Below are 16,154 nucleotides of genomic sequence, written 5' to 3' on the forward strand. Positions count from 1 at the left end.
CTTACCTCCTACTCCTTTCTTCAAGTTTTGCAGCAATCCAAGCAAGGAGGAGTATAAAGGCCATACCTCCTGTAAATCCAGCTCCACCAAAAAGAAGTTTCTGTTTTATTGGAAATACTGTTATTGTGGAGTTTAGGACTTTTGTGTGAGTCACTGTCGTTGTAATGGTTTCTTTAATAATTTTTGGTGCAGTGGAAGTAGAGGTTTCGTCTGTAGAATTCCCAAAGTTCTCTTTTTCTATGGGTGCTGGAGTGGTGAAAATCTCCACAACTGTAGAATTCTTGATAATATACTCTCCTTTTTTCAGTGCTGCTAGTATCTCGAATTCTCCTTCTTGGTTAGGTATGAAGATTAAGGAATATGTTTTGTTCTCCTTGAGGTTTAATGAATCTTCAAAATAAACAAATCTCCCTTGGAGGTTTATGTTTTCCCCGATTATGGCAGATCTTTCTGGAAGTGCTATTGTTATTGTAAACGGCCCTTTAGTGTTCCCCATGTTTACAACAGTAAGGTTAAGTTGAGTGCTACTACCTACTGTGCCATTTTGGCTGTTTAGAACAAGTTTGTATTTTGGAGTTGCATTGTCCACATTTATCCAACGGGTCTCCGAAGAAAATGAGATTCTAGCAAAACCATCACATGAAAGTTGGTATGGAACATTTGCCTGGATTTCAATGTTTCCCAGTTGTAGAAACCCTCCTTTCTTTGGTTCGATTCGGACGTTAAACTCTATCTTTTCCCCTACCCCAAGTTCTGGAATATATAGTGGATATGAGCTTATGATTTTGAATTCTTCAGAAAGCTTTGGGACTATTTCAATATGCTTCAAATCAATGTCTCCTGTGTTTTTTATTACAATAGTGCTGTTGAATGGTTCAAATTGAAGAGCCATTGAGGGAGTTAAAAAAGAAACATTTGCAAATGCGTATTCTCCGACTTTTGGTATTTCTTTTTCGTCTAAAAACCCTATTATTTTTGCTACTTTTTTGGTAGCCATGTTACTTATTTCAGTGACCCCTATATGCAAACCTCCGTGTGATACTAATGTTCCAATTTTCCCTAAACGTATCCACGCGCTCTTAAGGGTCATTCCACACGTGTTTTTAATAGATATATAGACACCATCAGAGAATATTTTTTCGAGTTTAACAATATAAGGCCCTATTTGAGTATCTTTGCCTTCTTCCAGCTCTTTATATAAACTCGGAGAAATAGAGAGGGACACGTAAGCTCCGTTTATTTTTATCGCTGTCTTCAAGTACATTGAACCAATCAACTCCTTAGTTTCAACAATAATTCCTTCGGCTTTCAACGTGTCCCCTACTTCTATCCAGTACTCCTTGTTGTTAATAGAGATCTTTGCAAATTCTTTGAGTTCTCCGTTGATTTCAGTAATATTATAATCTTCAAGCTTTATCTGCCAATCTTGAAGGTATTTGGTACTTCCTTTGTGAAGATACCCATCAAAAAGAAGGGGCATTATAGAAAGTTGGGCTGTTAATCCATTGAATTCTATCTTACCTCCATTATATATGAGTTCTTTTTCAATGTCATTATACCTAAGCCTAATTTTTGCCCTATTTTCTTCTATTGAGAGAAGTGTGAGGGCATAGTCTTCTGCTAAAAGAGTTTGGTTTTCTAGGAGATATGGAAAAGTAATGTTAAAAATAGCATAACCTCCATTTTCTTTTAAGAATACCGAATTCATGTAAACCGAATAAAAACTTGTGTTCAGTAGCGATTCTGGTTTCAGAATGTATTCTCTATTATTGAGTTCAACAAGCAAAGAACCTTCGGTTGGTGAAACGTCCCTGACCTCTAAGGGGTAATCTTTTATCCCAATTCTAGAGGGTATTTCTACCCATCCTGTTATGATAGAGTGTGCAGTTACATATGGGAGTAGAATTATTAGGAATAAGAGAGAGATTAACTTTTTCATGTTATCACCCCCAGCAGAGGAAGTAAAATGCTTGAAAACGTCATCATTTTACCCATTATGAATTCCCCAAGATAGATACCTATTGCGGACATCCATGTAAGCATAACAAAATAATAGAGGGCTATTCCTAGGTGCCCTCCATCTGCAATTTTTATTGAGAATGCTGAAATTAAGGAGTGAACTAGAAGAATAGAAATAAGGATGTAGTTTGTTAGTTGGAGCCCTTCTGGGCTTGGAACAAAAAGTATGTCTTGAATGAACTCTCCTTGTAGCTGGACACTTGAGAAAAGGTGAGTCATGTAAACTGCAACTTGAAATGCTGCTGCGACAGAAAAGGCAAAAGCTCCAGTAACTCCATAGATAACCCCTTTAAAACTGGCCACGTTCTGTTTTCTCTTTCTTCTAAGTCTTAGAAGTCTCTCAAAGTTACTAGAAATGACTTTTCCTACATAATCGGGGTCCGCTCCTAAGTGTAGACTCTTTCTAAAGATGTCTGAGAAGATATCTATGAGCCAGCTTCCGGTCTCTGAAACGAAGTATTTCCATGATTTGGTATCGTCTATCTTGAGGGAAATTCTTTTGTTCAAGTTTCGGATATCTTTAGTGAGGCTTCCAAAATCGTGAGAGCTCAAATATTTTAGAACTAGTGCCATAGATACTCCACTAGCTGCTAAAGACGAGCTTAAGCTCCTCATAAACGATGGAAAGCTCTCATCTTTTACCAAAATCTCTTCCTCTTCTTTTGAAAGAACGTATCCAATGTATGCTATCGGAGTCAAAAACAAAGCGATGGCGATTTCTATTGGCACATCAAATCTTACTCTTATTACAAAAAAGTATAAGATTCCAACAGCGGCCGTTCCAGCGATAGAGAGTAGGATAGCTCGTATTAATTTCTCTTTTCGTTCTGGATTCATTGCATTGTGGGCCCATATATTATCTTCCGGCATTTTATGTTTTATCAAAATCAAGACTCCCATTTCCACGACCATAACAAGTATAAATGTAAAAATTGTAAGGGTTACTAAATCTTGCCCGGTAATAATCGGCCCTATAATAATAAAGGTCACCATAAATACTACAGAAATTATTAGAGAGCTATATACCTCCTTAAAGACGTCCAAGTCGTAGAGTGCTCCCTCATAAAATGTCTGATAATCATCCATCACAATTTTCTGCTCTTGGAGTAGATATTCTCTTAGCTCCACACCACTATCCAATGAATATGCGAGTCTTTCTAGAAAGTCTGAGAAGACCTTACTTGGTGTTCTCTTAACCAAAAATCTAAACGCTTCAGGCATTCCACGATTAAACTTTGCTATTAAATGGTAGATTTTTTCCATATCTCTTGAAATAGGCTCTAAAACCTTCTCCTTTGCTAATGTGTGTATAAGCTCATTTCTTCCAACTTCACTAGTGGAAAGTACCGCAAAATAGGTTACAAAATAAGGGATTTTTGAATTTATTTTTACTTTTTTCCCACTTGCCATTGAGTAAGGGTGCATGATTGCGTAAACCAGAGGAAGAATGGGAATCGCATAGAGAGCAATCCGAATTATCCGTGAAATTGTAGTAAACCTGGGAACAAGTGAGAAAACTATGAAAAGAATGATACTCCCAGCTATGCTGGGCAATAATACTTTTCTTGCATACCTCTTCACATCCAAATCAGCTTGGATAAATATGCTGACTTTTTCTCTTGGCATCATATTCACCTACAATCTAAAGCTTAATCCTTGAATGCCCTTTTCATAGAAGTTCTTTATCTCTCTATAGACATCCCAATAGTTAGTTATTCCAAGTTCTGCCATTCTCTGGATTATCCTAGCTCTTAGAAATAGCTCGTTGTAAATGTCCTTTGGATCTTCATAACCAGCAACTTCAGCGATTTTCCTCTCAAGGATATATGAATTGTTCATACCTCTGAATATATGTTTATCACCCACAGAATCCCATTCAAACACACTCCTTGTTGCTACTCCTCCAAGCTCCTCATAATAACCTTCAATCTCAACAACGTTGAGGATCCTTCTCAGGAATCTTCCCTTAACATATACGGCCTGCTGAAAGAGAGCAATATTCAAATTATCTATAAAAGTCACAGGGACGTTTATTGGATGCCCGGTAAAACGTTGTATCATCTTCTTTATATCGCCGGCATGAAAAGTTGCCATGACTGGATGGCCCGTTTGCATGGCTTGAAAAGCAATTGCACCCTCTGCACCTCTGATCTCACCTACAATGATATAATTTGGTCTTGATCTCAGTGCCGCTTTCAAGAGATCAAAAAGTGTAACTCTGCTTTCCTCAGGTCCTCTTTCTCTTGTTGTAAGTCTTTGCCAAGTAGGATGAGGAACAACAACCTCTGGAGTGTCTTCAGCAGTAAAAATCTTTGATTGAGGCTTGATGAAAGGAACGATAGAGTTTAAAGTGGTGGTTTTTCCACTTGCTGTTTCTCCACATACGAAAACACTCATACCATATTCTAATGCAAGCCATAAATATGCCGCGACTTCTGCAGAAAATGTATTCCACTTTACAAGTTGGACAACACTTAGGGGAGTAGTGGAGAATTTTCTTATTGTAGCTGAGGATCCTTTTATACTAACATCTGGGCTGTATATTATGTTGATTCTTGATCCATCTGGAAGTGTTCCATCAACAATGGGGTTTTTGTCACTAGCAGGCCTTCCAATTCTTTCACTTAAGGCCTTGAGATAATCGGCCAATGTAATATTACTCTCAAATTTTATATTGGTGGGTAAAGCATCAAAGATCTTGTGAATTAAAGACACATATTCGGCACCCAATATGTGAATATCTTCAATATATGGATCTCTAATGAGAACCTCTAATGGCCCAATTCCTACAATATCTCTTTTTATGAGATATCTAAATTTCTCAATTTCTATTTTTGTTATTTTAACGTTTTTTCTAGAGAAAAAACCCCTATTGTTAATCTTCTGGAGGGCCTCATTATACAGTTGATCTAGGAATATTTCAAATTCCTCCCTGTTTTCGGGTATTGTCTTTGAAGGAGCAAGTTCAAGAATTTTTTCTTTGACTAGTTCGTATTTTACTCGCTCTTCTGTGTTCTGAATTCTGGGCTCTATTACTATGTATTTTCTCTCTGTTTTTGGGTCTCCGTAAATGTGAACAAAAAGAGGGTCTCCGACTGGATATACTATGTTGGGATACTTTATTTCTTTCAGATCTCTGCTCAGTTGAGTGTAGAATTCTGGAACTTTTCCATATTTTTTAGTAAACTTTTCAACGTATTCTCTTAAGTGTGGATTTCTTGCCATTGCGGTTTCTAAGGTTTCTCTGCTAATCTCAGCCATTCTACACCACCGCAGCTATCTCCACTATAAATCCTGCCTTGGGTTCTACTCTAAATGGAATTACCTTCTGAAAAACTCCCATAGCATTGTTATACTTCACGATAGTGGCAGAATTTTTCAAGTCTCCTCCGAATACTTTGACCTGCAATCTTATGAGCATTGTAGTTATTTCTTCTAAAATCGAGAGTACAGAAGAATCGAGATCACTTGGGTTTGCTGTTAATATTATGGCCTTGTTAAGAGCACTTAATTTTTTGAGATGTTCTGTAAACTTTCTCAAAGTCTCCTCATCTATTTTTGGAGGTAAAATGGAAGGCAGTGAATCTATGATAATAACATCTTTTTCCCACAATCGTTCCTCGCTCAAGAATCTTGGTAAAAACCTTCCTCTTTTAGAAACACTGCTCAAAAGAGGATATAACGACACAAAAAGAAGTTTTCGTTTTGTCAGAAAGGGGATTACGCTATATCCTAGTGATTCCATTTGATTTATAAATTCAGGGGTTGTGAGTTGGGTAGAAACATAACTAACTTGAATGTCATTTTTTAGAAATCCATAAGCAAGCCTCTGGGAGAATATAGACTTTCCAGTCCCTCTGTCTCCCTCTATAAATATTAAACTCCCAGAGGGTATTCCTCCACCTAATCGTCTGTGAAGCTCATCATTTGGGATTTGCATTTTAAGTAAGCGAGTCATGGTGTTCACCTCAGATTTTGAATATAAATTCACGCTGTTTTCCATTTTCAATGACCACAACAAGTTTGTGATAGCCGGAGGAAAGAGTAGTACTTATTCTCAACTCGCCGATATCATATGGATAAAGGGTAGATGGTGTCAGCGTGAGATTTGAAGGAGGAATGAGATTCCCGTCAATAAAGACAATAATAGTGCTGCTTGTAAAGGAGAATTCCTCACTCCCAGTGTTTTTGATATAGAACACATAAGCTCCACCCAAGAAAGGAATATTCTCTGGATCATTTATTATTGTGAAGTCCACTCTGAGATTTTGGGCTATTATTGTTCCTCTAGTGCTTATACTATCTGCTAAGTCCTGGGTCACTATATAAAGACCTCCAGCTATTGTTCCTGCGACAAGGAGGGAAACAATGAAAAGGATTATTTCTGAAATTACTGAGCTCGCCATTAGTATCACCTTAGGAGCAGTACCAAGCTTTTCCAACAATAGAAGGTTGACCAATCGTTTGATTTGGATCAAGCCATATCCATTTCCATTCTATTTTCAGAGAACACCCCGTTTCAGTTGCTACTATCAGACTGTGGATAATTTGATCCTTCACTTCAGTAGTTCGTATTAGTATGGATTCTCCGGGAAGTAAATACGCTTTATCCTCCACTATGAGTGTCGATCCATCGGGCTCCTTTAGTTGTCCATCACGAATAAAATCCCAATATCTAGGGGATAGGGTGGAGCCATTATTGCTAATATTGAAAGTTATTGTATAGATGGACACATCACTTCCAGGATTGATGTGAGAGACATCTTGTAGAGCAAGATATGACGTCTGGGATTTTATGAAAGTTTCTTTGTACGTTTCAACGGACTCAGCTATTGAAGTATAAGTATTCTCGAGAGAGATATAGAGAGTGCCAAATGCCATTATCGACGCAATGAATATCACTGCAAAGCTTGCTGAAACGCTGAATCCCATACCCTATCCCCTTAAACACCATATACATGTTCAAGAATCTTATTCATCATCTTGAGTTCTCTTTCTAGAGAGTTCAGGACTTCTGGGGTTATTTTAGTACCTCTTAGGCGCTCAATGAACAGGAGTGATATTAAGTGATCTTGAATCGTAAGTTTGTCATCTGGTTTCCAGTTTGGTTCTCTCTGGTGAGGTCTGGTCCCGTTTGCATACTTCAATAGGCTTTCCAATACTTCTTCGGAGATCCACCCTATTGTATAGTAAAACTCAAGGATGTTTTCTAGATTCAGCACTCCTGCTCTGTCGATGAGGAAACCTAGCCATTTTAGTGCTATCATTGTTGAGGCAGTGTCATTTGGGAGATGATCTAATCTTGCCCTCATTTTTGTTGGGTTTATTAGGGCTTCTCTCACATCTTTCGGAATTTGAAATTCTTCAGTCAAGATTTCTTCCTCCCCACTCATATTATTTTCAATTAATTCAATCTTCGGGGGATCATAACTTTTAATTCCCTCTTGGTGTTCAACTTCAGGAATTCTCTCTGGAACTCTCTCGGACTTTTCATTAAATTCTTTATGAAGTGTTGTTTTGTCCATTAAATGTCTTCTTATTTCCTCTAAGTATTTCCCAATCTCTTCTACTCTTTTGTCTAACCTTCTGAGCCTTTCTGCTTGACTTGAATAGTTCTCGAGGACCTTGTTTATGATTAGATCCACTTGCTCTGGTGTTAAGATGTCTATTTTTGAAACTAATTTGTTTTTTAAGTCCTTGATAAGGACATTAGGTACTTCCCCCTGTAGCTTCTGAAGTTTACTGTCTATCTCGTTCTCGGTTATCATGTTTCTCCCTCCGAGATTGCTTCGTATATTATCTTGTCGAGGTCTACCCCGTGATAGGCAAGGAGTTTCAAATCTCCTCTTATCTGTGCTATTTCTTTTCTAATATCTTCGAGATCTTGCTTTAGTTCATGTATTTCTTTTACTATTGGGTTTTCACTATCCAGATCCCTAAAGGGGTTTATCTCTTGTGATACTACTTCATAGAGCATCATGACATCTTTGATAGTTTTGTCAAGCTTTTCTATTTCATCTCTTAGTTCTTGGATTTGAGACTTCAAAGTGTCGATGTTGACCTTAATTCTTGGTAGCTCATTTTCGATTTCATTAATTCTGTTCATTATGAGGGTAATTTTTTCTTCATCTTCTTTCTGCTCTTTTGGGTTTTCTTGAGTGTTTCCTTCACTTAGAGCAAGTTCTAGTTGCTCGATTTCATCTTTTTCTGATTTTTTCTTGAACTTCTCTTTCAAATAACTGAACGACATCCCTGTCCCACCCAGGAGTTGATTGAAAATTGAAAAATAGAAAGAATTGAAGCATCACTTGAGCTCTATAATCTTGTAGGTTCCGTAGCTCGGTGGGGTTATGACCTTGGTGTAACCCGGTGCTCCAAATTCTGGCCTGACCTCAATAGCGATTTCCGTTCTTGTTGGGATTTCACTACCAAATACATCCTTTGCGTCTACGGTCAGAATCACTACATCTCCAGCGTTTATTGTTGGTGTGTCAGCGCTGAGTGAGTTATCAGCATCTTGAATCACAAGTATTCCAAAGTGAGTTCCATCGACGTTTGTGCTCCAAGCTCCTGATAATGTGGTATTGTCGAATATGTTGTTGGTGACTGTTTTGTTAAAGGCTCCAGATCCATACTCTAATACTGCGACTGTATTTCCATCGTTTAAGTAGAGTTTTGTCTGGGTGAGATCAATTGGTTCGCTTCCTGCATTGAGTGAGATATATATTGCAAGCATGTCTATTCCACTAGTACCTACATGACCAACTACCTTGTCTATCTTTAATCCGCTGGCAACTTCTTTTGTTGTTTGTCTTCCTGTGGCTTCTGCTCTTTGTTGCAAGTAGCCGCTGGTGTTGATGAGTACTGCTGCAGCTACTGCTGCCACTAGAACCATGGCTATAAACACAATCAGGGTACCAATACCAACAGCACCCCTCTTCTTACCAAAAATAGGCTTCACCTTTTGACACCTCCATTGGAAATTCTGCAATAGGATATAAGGTTCTTTGACTATAAATCAATTTTTTGTTTTTACATTAATCTTTACACATGTAAGTACATATGTAGGTATATACTAACATTTGGTAGTAATTTTTAGAATTTGAAGAAATATGATAAAATTGGAATAAAGCCAAGATAAGATAAAAGAACAACAAGATGTTACAATATTGGCTCAAGAACAAGAACAGATTTTCCATATTCACTTATTTTGGCATCCTTCCCATAGTATTCTAATGCATCAAGAATCTCAGATTTTTTTGGAAATCTTCTGAATTCTTTTGTGAGTTTTTCGAAAAATTCCCATGCAGCTATGTTTTCAAAATTCTCTCTAAATGGCTCTACGATTATTAGTTTCCCTCTTTCATCCACCAAATTCAGAGCCTTTATAATGTTTCTGTGTACTTCAGGAAGATACTCGAGAACAAAACTCATTATAACTAAGTCATACTTTCTTTTAGGTATGGCATTTGTTATGTCAAGCTCTCTTAGGAACACCCAATCCATACCAAGTTCTCTTATTCTTTGTTGGGCTATGCTTAGTAATCCTGGGGAAAAGTCAATGCCGATATACTCTCCATTTGGACCCACATGTTTTCCGAGTTCTATCGGTGAGACCGAGCCGCAACCAAGATCAAGGATCCTCATTCCATCTCTAAGTCCACCAACCCTAACGATTATTTCTCTATATAACTTGTTTAGGGGATTTGAAAGTCGAATGTCCCAAAAGTCCGAGTCTTTGTCAAAGTCCATCATCACTTTAGAATTCTCGAAAGATAAAAATGCATAATTTGCCATTCTGACGATCTCATCTTGTATGTCAATCCATTCTGGAATAATATCTCGTAATCTCTCATATTCAAGGGTAAAAGTACGTAAGAACCTTTTAGGGCTTAATTCAGTCCCCTTAGCTTCTAGAATTCCTAACTCATAATATGCACTTAGTAGTGCTCTTAAGTAGGCTTTATTTTTGACATCTATTAAGTTTAAAATATCTTCAAGGGTTTTAGTTTTGTCCAGTTCCTTAAAAACGCCTAATCCCAATCCAATTTTGACTGCATTAAAGAACGAAAAGTCAATAAGAGTTGAGAGATTGAAATCGAACTGTTTTATTAAGTCATCCATTTTTTGCACCTCACATAAATCTACTATAATATGATTGATAAGTTTTTAGGAATCCAACAACTTTTTCCCCGTGCTCAGTAAGTTTGTAATATTTAAACCCATTTTGAGTAATCTCCTCTACCAAGCCAAGATGAACTAAGGAACTATCTCCATTATAGCGGTTTCCCATGCCGACTAGGGCCCCTTTTACATTGGAAGGATCTGATCTGACGATTCTAGCAATCTCGGAAAGGTATGTAGGAGAGGGGTAAATCTCATGTAAGTAGAAAAGAATCTTTTTTCTTAGTTCGCTCCTGTGTAATGATCGTAAGATGTGAGGATCAATTACCAACCTTGTCCCCCCACAAAAATCTAGACATGTTAATCTAAAACTTAGTAATACTAGACGTTATATTATATTTAAATATTTCGGTTTTATGTTATAAATTATCTAGTTATTTGCGGTAGTTCTTATAAATTACACAGTTATGATTTACAATTGTTAATAAGTTTACATTATCCACTGGATATATATGCATAGAATCTATGATATTTTTCTAAAATGAATGAGTTCATTAGCCCTCTTTTATCGGATAGTTATCATTTTGACAAAAAATCTGTCAAAAACTTTAAATAGCATTCAAGATTTATTGGGTTGTACTTTCAAGAGGTGCAGAAAAATGGACGTAGTTTGGACTACACTTGTTTTATACATGGGAGCAATGCTAGGAATTTCAGTATATGCCAGAAAATACATTAAAACCTCGGCCGACTTTTTGGTGGCCGGGAGAAGACTAGGGTTAGCACTAACCACTGCAACTTTGGCAGCCACTCACTATGGTGGTGGCTTTCATCTTGGGAGGAGCTAGCTGGGGAGCCACCTATGGATTAGGAGGAATCTGGTACGGTTTTGCCTGTGGTCTGGGGCTTCTTCTCTTGGGTCTGACTCTTGCAAAGCCCATGCGCGCTTTAGCATTATACACAGTCCCAGATGTTTTGGAGATGCGTTACAAGAGTAAGGCAATAAGACTTCTAGCTGCAATGCTTTCGCTTCTGGCCCTTGTAGGTATACTTGGGGCGCAAGTATGGGCAGCATCAGCAGTCTTTGAAGCTATAGGCCTTCCTGGAACTGCAGGAGCGGTATTTGCCACGCTTATCTTCATAGCCTACACGGCCTTTTCTGGATTGTGGGCAGTAGCTTTGACGGACTTTATCCAGATAATACTTGGAAGCATTGGTGTTTTAGTTGCAGTAGTTCTCGGTTTGAATAAGGTGGGGGGCTTTGAAGGGCTTAGAACAAGCCTTTCAGCGATTCCAAACCTACCACAGGCAGGTGGAGAGTATTTCAACTTCATGTCTTTGGGCATTTCCCTATTTGCTCTAACGTTAGCAGCAACAGTAATGTACACTTTGATAGGCCAAGATTTCTACCAGAGGCTTTTTGCATCAAATGATGAGAAAACGGCCAGAAAAGGTGCGATTTACAGTGGGGTACTGCTTATGGTACTATCTTTCCTCCCAGCCCTTGCGGGAATGCTTGCATTAACCCTTTCTAGCGATCCACAGGCGATAATCGATTCACCAAAGACTGCAGTACCAAAATTGATAATCACAGTATTTGGAAGTGGTGTTGGAGCGATATTCGTGGCCGCAATCCTTGCGGCGGTAATGAGCACGGCCGATTCACTTTTATCAGCGGCAACTTCTCACGTGGTTAAGGACTTATACCAGAGCTTCATAGAACCTGAAGCAGAGGATAAAAAGTTACTGAATCTCTCAATAGGAACCACAGTAGCTATAGGGGTTTTAGCACTTGTAGCAGCACTTACTATTCAGGGGATAATTGAACTTCTCATATATTCCTACGACATCTATACTTCGGGGGTCTTTGTACCACTGTTGCTTGGAATCTACTGGAAGAGGGCCACAAAAGAGGGTGCTTTGCTGGGAATGATAGCGGGCTCATTGGTTGCTGTTGTAGGGATAACAGGGTTAGTGAGCTTCAGCTACTGGGAATACATATACGTAAGTGGAGCTCTTGTTTCGGCAGTGGTTATGGTGCTTGTTAGCCTTTTAACATCACCAGAGCCTATTGATAAAGAGCTTCAAAAGGTGTTTGAGCTCTCTTGAGCTTTTTTTCTTTTTCCAATTAATTTTGACTCAATATCGTATTTTCTATCCGAACATAAAACTTTAATAGATGAATTGCAAAAAAACAAAGGGGACCCTATATGAATGAAAGTAAGAGAGATCTAACACTTGACTCAATATTGCTTGGAATCAAGCCGGGGGAAACTGTACTGGTTGAATACACTCCCATATCATCTCCTGAAATCCTATTGTATCTTATGATAACTAAGTGCATGAAAAGAGGTGTTCCGGTTATAATTGATGATATCGCCGATACTTTTTCAGAGTATATCACAAGGCTTAAAATTTTGGGAGTTCCAACTGAGGATCTCTTAAACGCTCCAGTTATAAAAATCGGTGGAGATAAAAATGTTGGGAAAGTTCTAGGAAACGTTGAAATTAGAAGGTACTCTTTAGACTTTGTTGCGTATAGTGAAGTTTACGAGAAGGTCGCTCCAAAGGAGATTGTTTGTAATCCGGTTTTGGGGATCCACAAACTTTTTGTATCCCTTGATCTGCAGGATGCCAGAGGGCTTGTTCGCAATATTGCAAGCTTTGTGGGGAATGAAACTCGTTTTGCGGTGTACTTTATAAATCGGGAAATACTAAAAGAAAAATCGTTAGAAATCCTCGGTCTTCTTGAAGAGATCTCCACAAGCGTGTTTAGGTGGGAACTCCATAAGGAGGTTTACAAGCTAAGCGTCATCAAATCTCCCAATCCTGATATCTTAGGATCAGAGTTTTCTTTCTCAGCTGCAGATCTCTCTAAACTTATAAAGCGATAAAAAGAGAGGCCCCATTATTCTTTTCATTGAAGGGTTGTCTTATCGTGCTTTATCCCAAATGTAGCTTGGAAGCTTCTTTGTCATTTATAATTTTCTGCAAGCTTATCTCGGGTGTCTCCTCATGTGAAAAAGCTTTAAAGAGAAACCTCAAATATCACCCGAGGTGAAAGCAATGGAAAATCCCTTTGAAATTACCGGAATCTTTGCAAGGGAAATCTTGGATTCGAGGGGAAACCCAACAATTGAGGTTGATGTATACACTCCTGTCGCAATGGGGAGAGCAGCTGTTCCAAGTGGGGCTTCAACAGGAATTCACGAGGCCTTGGAGCTTAGAGACGGTGGAAAGAGATACCATGGAAAAGGCGTTAAGAGGGCCGTTGAGAACGTCAACAAGATAATTGCCCCGGAGCTTCTTGGTATGGATGTCACACTCCAGAGGGACATTGATATGTTCATGCTTGAGCTTGATGGCAGTGAAAACAAGAGCAATCTTGGTGCAAACGCTATTCTCGGAGTTTCATTAGCAGTTGCAAAAGCAGCAGCAAATGCTCTTGAAATACCACTTTACCGCTACTTGGGCGGGGCAAACGCTTACGTTTTGCCTGTTCCAATGAGCAACGTTATCAACGGTGGAGCCCATGCAGGCAACGATTTAGACTTCCAAGAGTTCATGATCATGCCGGTTGGTGCAAAGAGCTTTAGGGAAGCAATTCAGATGGTAAGCGAGACCTACCACACCCTAAAGAAGATTCTCATTGAGAAGTACGGCAAGTTAGCGGTCAACGTTGGTGACGAAGGCGGTTTTGCTCCCCCGATGAAAGAGGTCACTGAGCCTTTGGATGCTCTTGTGAAGGCAATTGAAGAGACCGGCTACAAGGTTGGAGATGAAATAGCATTCGCCCTTGATGTCGCTTCAAGCGAGTTCTATGAAGAAGAAAAGAATGTGTACATTGTTGGGGGCAAGGAATATACAAGAGAGGGGCTCATCGACCTTTACAAAGATCTTGTTTCAACATACCCAATAGTTTCTATTGAGGATCCAGTTCAGGAGGAAGACTTTGAGGGCTTTGCAATGGTTACAAAGGAGCTTGGAAAGAAGATTCAGCTTGTTGGCGATGACATCTTTGTTACAAACGTGAAGAGACTTAAGAAGGGCATTGAAATGGGGGCTGGAAATGCACTTCTCCTCAAGGTAAATCAGATCGGAACTTTAAGTGAAGCAATAGACGCTGCTTATCTGGCCTTTAGAGCAGGCTATGGAGTTGTTGTTTCTCACCGCTCAGGTGAAACGGAAGGTTCAACAATTGCCGACATAGCTGTTGCATTAAATGCTGGCCAGATCAAGACGGGAGCACCAGCAAGAAGCGATAGAAATGCTAAATATAACCAGCTCCTAAGAATTGAAGAGGAACTTGAGGGCGTGGCATACTATCCGGGTAAGAAGTTTAGAAATCCACTACTTTGATTTTTCTCTTCTTTGTGTATTCTTTCTCTGGAGATATCTTTAAATATTCTCATAACTTAGATAAAGATGGTGAAAACTTATGCTTACAAAAATGCTTATTAAGAATTATAAATCAATCAAAAAAGCAGAGCTGGAGTTCTCGAAAATTAATGTTCTCGTAGGCCCAAATGGAAGTGGAAAACATCTATTTTGGAATGTGCCGAGGTTCTGAGGAATCCATACATATACGCTAGACATATAACTCCTACTCCACCTATTTTTGAAAGAGACGTTCTTGAAAACTTATTTGAGATTAACTTCTTTGATGAAATAGTCCATGCCCACGATGTTTCTAAGACAATTCACATAAATGCTGATTTTAAAGACGTAGAAATACTAAAAGTTGAGGTCTCATTGTCAAAAGAAAAAGGTACTAGAAGACTAACTGGCAGTCATTCCTCCAACAGAGACTTAAAAATGGAACTTTCGCGAATACTTCATATTCTAAAAACTAACCGTAGAGTAGGGCGAAGATTGGGGGAGTTTTGGCAAATACATCCGCTGTTGATACATCAAATTCTCATGCAATTTTTTATTATGCTTGTTATCGTTCAGAATTCCAGGAAAATATTAGAATCATTCGTGAGTTTTATACAAAATATGGTCTCCAAAATCTCAGATGGGTGCCAACAGAAACACAAGGCCAGTACGAAATTATTGCAACGACTCCGGGAGGAGTTGACATAAATCTCACAGATGCAGGTGCAGGATTAAATGCGCTTTTCCCAATAGTAACAGCTCTGGCATTTTATCCCAAAGGAAGTACAATTTTCATTGAACATCCAGAAATGCATCTTCATCCAAAACTTCAGTATGAACTTGCTGAGTTCTTCTTAATGGTATCAAAGAAGAGAGAGTATCAACTGATAATTGAGACTCATTCGGAGCACTTGCTATATGGGTTGTTAAATGCCGTAGCCTCGAGACGTTTATCGCCAGAGGAACTCGTTATTTACTCATCACAGAAAGAGCAAGAAGAGTCAGTCTTTAATAGGCTTATTGTTCATGAAGACGGAAGTGTTGAAGGGGATCTTCAAGACTTTTTTGAAGCAGATATAGATGTATTCCTTGATTGGCTAAAAGCATGAGGGGAAGATAATGATTGTCATTGTGCTTGATACCAATGTGCTTAGAAGAGCTCTTGAAGAAGAAAAAGGTCTAAAAGGTGATGAGGGAACTAAACTTGCATATGAAATCATTACAGAGTTGATTAAAATTAAACATGAAGATACCATTTTTGTAATTAATGAAGATACCGCAAGTGAGTATTATCGTCATTTAGAGGCTCTTAAGAAGCGACTCAAGCAGTCAAGAATCACCCCACAGTCTTTCAAATTGCTTTCCTCAATACTACGAAAAATGAGAAAAGTTCCAACAGAAAATCATAAGTTTGAGATAGAAGGGGAAGCCATTGGGAGAAAGGACTATTATTTGCTAAATTCTGCAAAAACAGGGGCCTTAGAGTTCAAAGTTGAAGATGCATTCGTTTTAACTTTTGCCCAAGATGTTTATAGAAGCAAGAGGGCCAAAAATGGCCACGGGGTTACTATCTACTTAATCAATCTTAAAGATGAAAAAGAAAGAAAACTTCTTGCGCAAAGGATTACTTAAAT

At 38.6% G+C, this 16,154-nt stretch carries 18 protein-coding genes; 7 read left to right on the top strand and 11 right to left on the bottom strand.

What is annotated here, in order from left to right:
- Position 1: 1 nt before the first annotated feature.
- The 11 genes from TSIB_RS03820 to TSIB_RS03870 form a co-directional block, all read right to left on the bottom strand.
- Positions 2-1,939, bottom strand: a complete 1,938-nt coding sequence (locus TSIB_RS03820) for a COG1470 family protein (protein WP_015849060.1) — start codon at positions 1,937-1,939, stop codon at positions 2-4.
- Positions 1,936-3,648 (bottom strand): archaellar assembly protein FlaJ, encoded by a 1,713-nt coding sequence (gene flaJ, locus TSIB_RS03825; RefSeq protein WP_015849061.1) that lies wholly within the window; start codon positions 3,646-3,648, stop codon positions 1,936-1,938. The genes TSIB_RS03820 and flaJ overlap by 4 nt, the downstream gene beginning before the upstream one ends.
- A gap of 6 nt (positions 3,649-3,654) precedes the next feature.
- Positions 3,655-5,280: a type II/IV secretion system ATPase subunit gene (locus tag TSIB_RS03830; RefSeq protein ID WP_015849062.1), complete on the bottom strand. Its 1,626-nt coding sequence runs from the start codon at positions 5,278-5,280 to the stop codon at positions 3,655-3,657.
- Position 5,281: 1 nt separating this feature from the next.
- Complete coding sequence (locus TSIB_RS03835; RefSeq protein WP_048160270.1) at positions 5,282-5,977, bottom strand: ATPase domain-containing protein; 696 nt, start codon at positions 5,975-5,977, stop codon at positions 5,282-5,284.
- A 10-nt stretch (positions 5,978-5,987) separates the two neighbouring features.
- Positions 5,988-6,425: a flagellar protein G gene (locus TSIB_RS03840; protein ID WP_048160271.1), complete on the bottom strand. Its 438-nt coding sequence runs from the start codon at positions 6,423-6,425 to the stop codon at positions 5,988-5,990.
- 10 nt (positions 6,426-6,435) lie between these two features.
- The gene (locus TSIB_RS03845) at positions 6,436-6,951 is read right to left on the bottom strand and encodes a hypothetical protein (RefSeq protein WP_048160272.1); all 516 of its coding nucleotides are present in this window, start codon (positions 6,949-6,951) and stop codon (positions 6,436-6,438) included.
- An 11-nt stretch (positions 6,952-6,962) separates the two neighbouring features.
- Positions 6,963-7,787 carry a FlaD/FlaE family flagellar protein gene (locus TSIB_RS03850; RefSeq protein WP_015849065.1) on the bottom strand — a complete coding sequence of 275 codons (825 nt, stop codon included), beginning with the start codon at positions 7,785-7,787 and terminating at the stop codon, positions 6,963-6,965.
- Entirely contained in the window at positions 7,784-8,269 is a 486-nt protein-coding gene (locus tag TSIB_RS03855; protein WP_048160273.1) for a flagella accessory protein C, read from the bottom strand. The genes TSIB_RS03850 and TSIB_RS03855 overlap by 4 nt, the downstream gene beginning before the upstream one ends.
- Positions 8,270-8,323: 54 nt before the next feature.
- On the bottom strand, positions 8,324-8,980 hold the full coding sequence (locus TSIB_RS03860) for a flagellin (protein WP_015849067.1): 657 nt from the start codon (positions 8,978-8,980) through the stop codon (positions 8,324-8,326).
- Positions 8,981-9,180: 200 nt separating this feature from the next.
- Positions 9,181-10,143 carry a class I SAM-dependent methyltransferase gene (locus tag TSIB_RS03865; RefSeq protein ID WP_048160274.1) on the bottom strand — a complete coding sequence of 321 codons (963 nt, stop codon included), beginning with the start codon at positions 10,141-10,143 and terminating at the stop codon, positions 9,181-9,183.
- A gap of 10 nt (positions 10,144-10,153) precedes the next feature.
- Entirely contained in the window at positions 10,154-10,474 is a 321-nt protein-coding gene (locus tag TSIB_RS03870) for a helix-turn-helix domain-containing protein (RefSeq protein WP_015849069.1), read from the bottom strand.
- Positions 10,475-10,802: 328 nt separating this feature from the next.
- On the opposite strand from TSIB_RS03870, the gene TSIB_RS03875 reads away from it, so the two are divergent.
- From TSIB_RS03875 to TSIB_RS03900, 7 genes are all read left to right on the top strand, one after another.
- Positions 10,803-10,991, top strand: a complete 189-nt coding sequence (locus TSIB_RS03875) for a hypothetical protein (RefSeq protein ID WP_048160275.1) — start codon at positions 10,803-10,805, stop codon at positions 10,989-10,991.
- Positions 10,960-12,252, top strand: coding sequence for a sodium:solute symporter family protein (locus TSIB_RS03880; protein WP_015849071.1), 1,293 nt, complete (start codon positions 10,960-10,962; stop codon positions 12,250-12,252). Before TSIB_RS03875 ends, TSIB_RS03880 begins: the two co-directional genes overlap by 32 nt.
- A 101-nt stretch (positions 12,253-12,353) precedes the next feature.
- The gene (locus tag TSIB_RS03885) at positions 12,354-13,037 is read left to right on the top strand and encodes a DUF257 family protein (RefSeq protein ID WP_015849072.1); all 684 of its coding nucleotides are present in this window, start codon (positions 12,354-12,356) and stop codon (positions 13,035-13,037) included.
- 172 nt (positions 13,038-13,209) lie between these two features.
- A complete protein-coding gene (eno, locus tag TSIB_RS03890) occupies positions 13,210-14,502 on the top strand; it encodes a phosphopyruvate hydratase (protein ID WP_048160276.1) in 1,293 nt (430 codons plus the stop codon).
- 79 nt (positions 14,503-14,581) lie between these two features.
- Positions 14,582-14,713 (top strand): AAA family ATPase, encoded by a 132-nt coding sequence (locus TSIB_RS10170; RefSeq protein ID WP_015849074.1) that lies wholly within the window; start codon positions 14,582-14,584, stop codon positions 14,711-14,713.
- A 313-nt stretch (positions 14,714-15,026) separates the two neighbouring features.
- The gene (locus TSIB_RS03895) at positions 15,027-15,629 is read left to right on the top strand and encodes an AAA family ATPase (protein WP_048160277.1); all 603 of its coding nucleotides are present in this window, start codon (positions 15,027-15,029) and stop codon (positions 15,627-15,629) included.
- Between the two features lie 10 nt (positions 15,630-15,639).
- Positions 15,640-16,152: a hypothetical protein gene (locus TSIB_RS03900; protein ID WP_015849077.1), complete on the top strand. Its 513-nt coding sequence runs from the start codon at positions 15,640-15,642 to the stop codon at positions 16,150-16,152.
- Positions 16,153-16,154 lie beyond the last annotated feature (2 nt).

It is taken from the genome of Thermococcus sibiricus MM 739 (assembly GCF_000022545.1).
GTDB classification, from domain to species: Archaea; Methanobacteriota_B; Thermococci; order Thermococcales; family Thermococcaceae; genus Thermococcus_A; species Thermococcus_A sibiricus.

Excerpts from the sequence above, each read along its gene's own strand:
- TSIB_RS03900 (WP_015849077.1), top strand. The coding sequence starts at position 15,640 with ATGATTGTCATTGTGCTTGATACCAATGTGCTTAGAAGAGCTCTTGAA.
- TSIB_RS03835 (WP_048160270.1), bottom strand. The coding sequence starts at position 5,977 with ATGACTCGCTTACTTAAAATGCAAATCCCAAATGATGAGCTTCACAGA.
- TSIB_RS03830 (WP_015849062.1), bottom strand. The coding sequence starts at position 5,280 with ATGGCTGAGATTAGCAGAGAAACCTTAGAAACCGCAATGGCAAGAAAT.
- flaJ (WP_015849061.1), bottom strand. The coding sequence starts at position 3,648 with ATGATGCCAAGAGAAAAAGTCAGCATATTTATCCAAGCTGATTTGGAT.
- TSIB_RS03850 (WP_015849065.1), bottom strand. The coding sequence starts at position 7,787 with ATGATAACCGAGAACGAGATAGACAGTAAACTTCAGAAGCTACAGGGG.
- TSIB_RS03865 (WP_048160274.1), bottom strand. The coding sequence starts at position 10,143 with ATGGATGACTTAATAAAACAGTTCGATTTCAATCTCTCAACTCTTATT.
- TSIB_RS03880 (WP_015849071.1), top strand. The coding sequence starts at position 10,960 with ATGGTGGTGGCTTTCATCTTGGGAGGAGCTAGCTGGGGAGCCACCTAT.
- TSIB_RS03845 (WP_048160272.1), bottom strand. The coding sequence starts at position 6,951 with ATGGGATTCAGCGTTTCAGCAAGCTTTGCAGTGATATTCATTGCGTCG.
- eno (WP_048160276.1), top strand. The coding sequence starts at position 13,210 with ATGGAAAATCCCTTTGAAATTACCGGAATCTTTGCAAGGGAAATCTTG.
- TSIB_RS03885 (WP_015849072.1), top strand. The coding sequence starts at position 12,354 with ATGAATGAAAGTAAGAGAGATCTAACACTTGACTCAATATTGCTTGGA.
- TSIB_RS03820 (WP_015849060.1), bottom strand. The coding sequence starts at position 1,939 with ATGAAAAAGTTAATCTCTCTCTTATTCCTAATAATTCTACTCCCATAT.
- TSIB_RS03855 (WP_048160273.1), bottom strand. The coding sequence starts at position 8,269 with ATGTCGTTCAGTTATTTGAAAGAGAAGTTCAAGAAAAAATCAGAAAAA.
- TSIB_RS03875 (WP_048160275.1), top strand. The coding sequence starts at position 10,803 with ATGGACGTAGTTTGGACTACACTTGTTTTATACATGGGAGCAATGCTA.
- TSIB_RS03840 (WP_048160271.1), bottom strand. The coding sequence starts at position 6,425 with ATGGCGAGCTCAGTAATTTCAGAAATAATCCTTTTCATTGTTTCCCTC.
- TSIB_RS10170 (WP_015849074.1), top strand. The coding sequence starts at position 14,582 with ATGCTTACAAAAATGCTTATTAAGAATTATAAATCAATCAAAAAAGCA.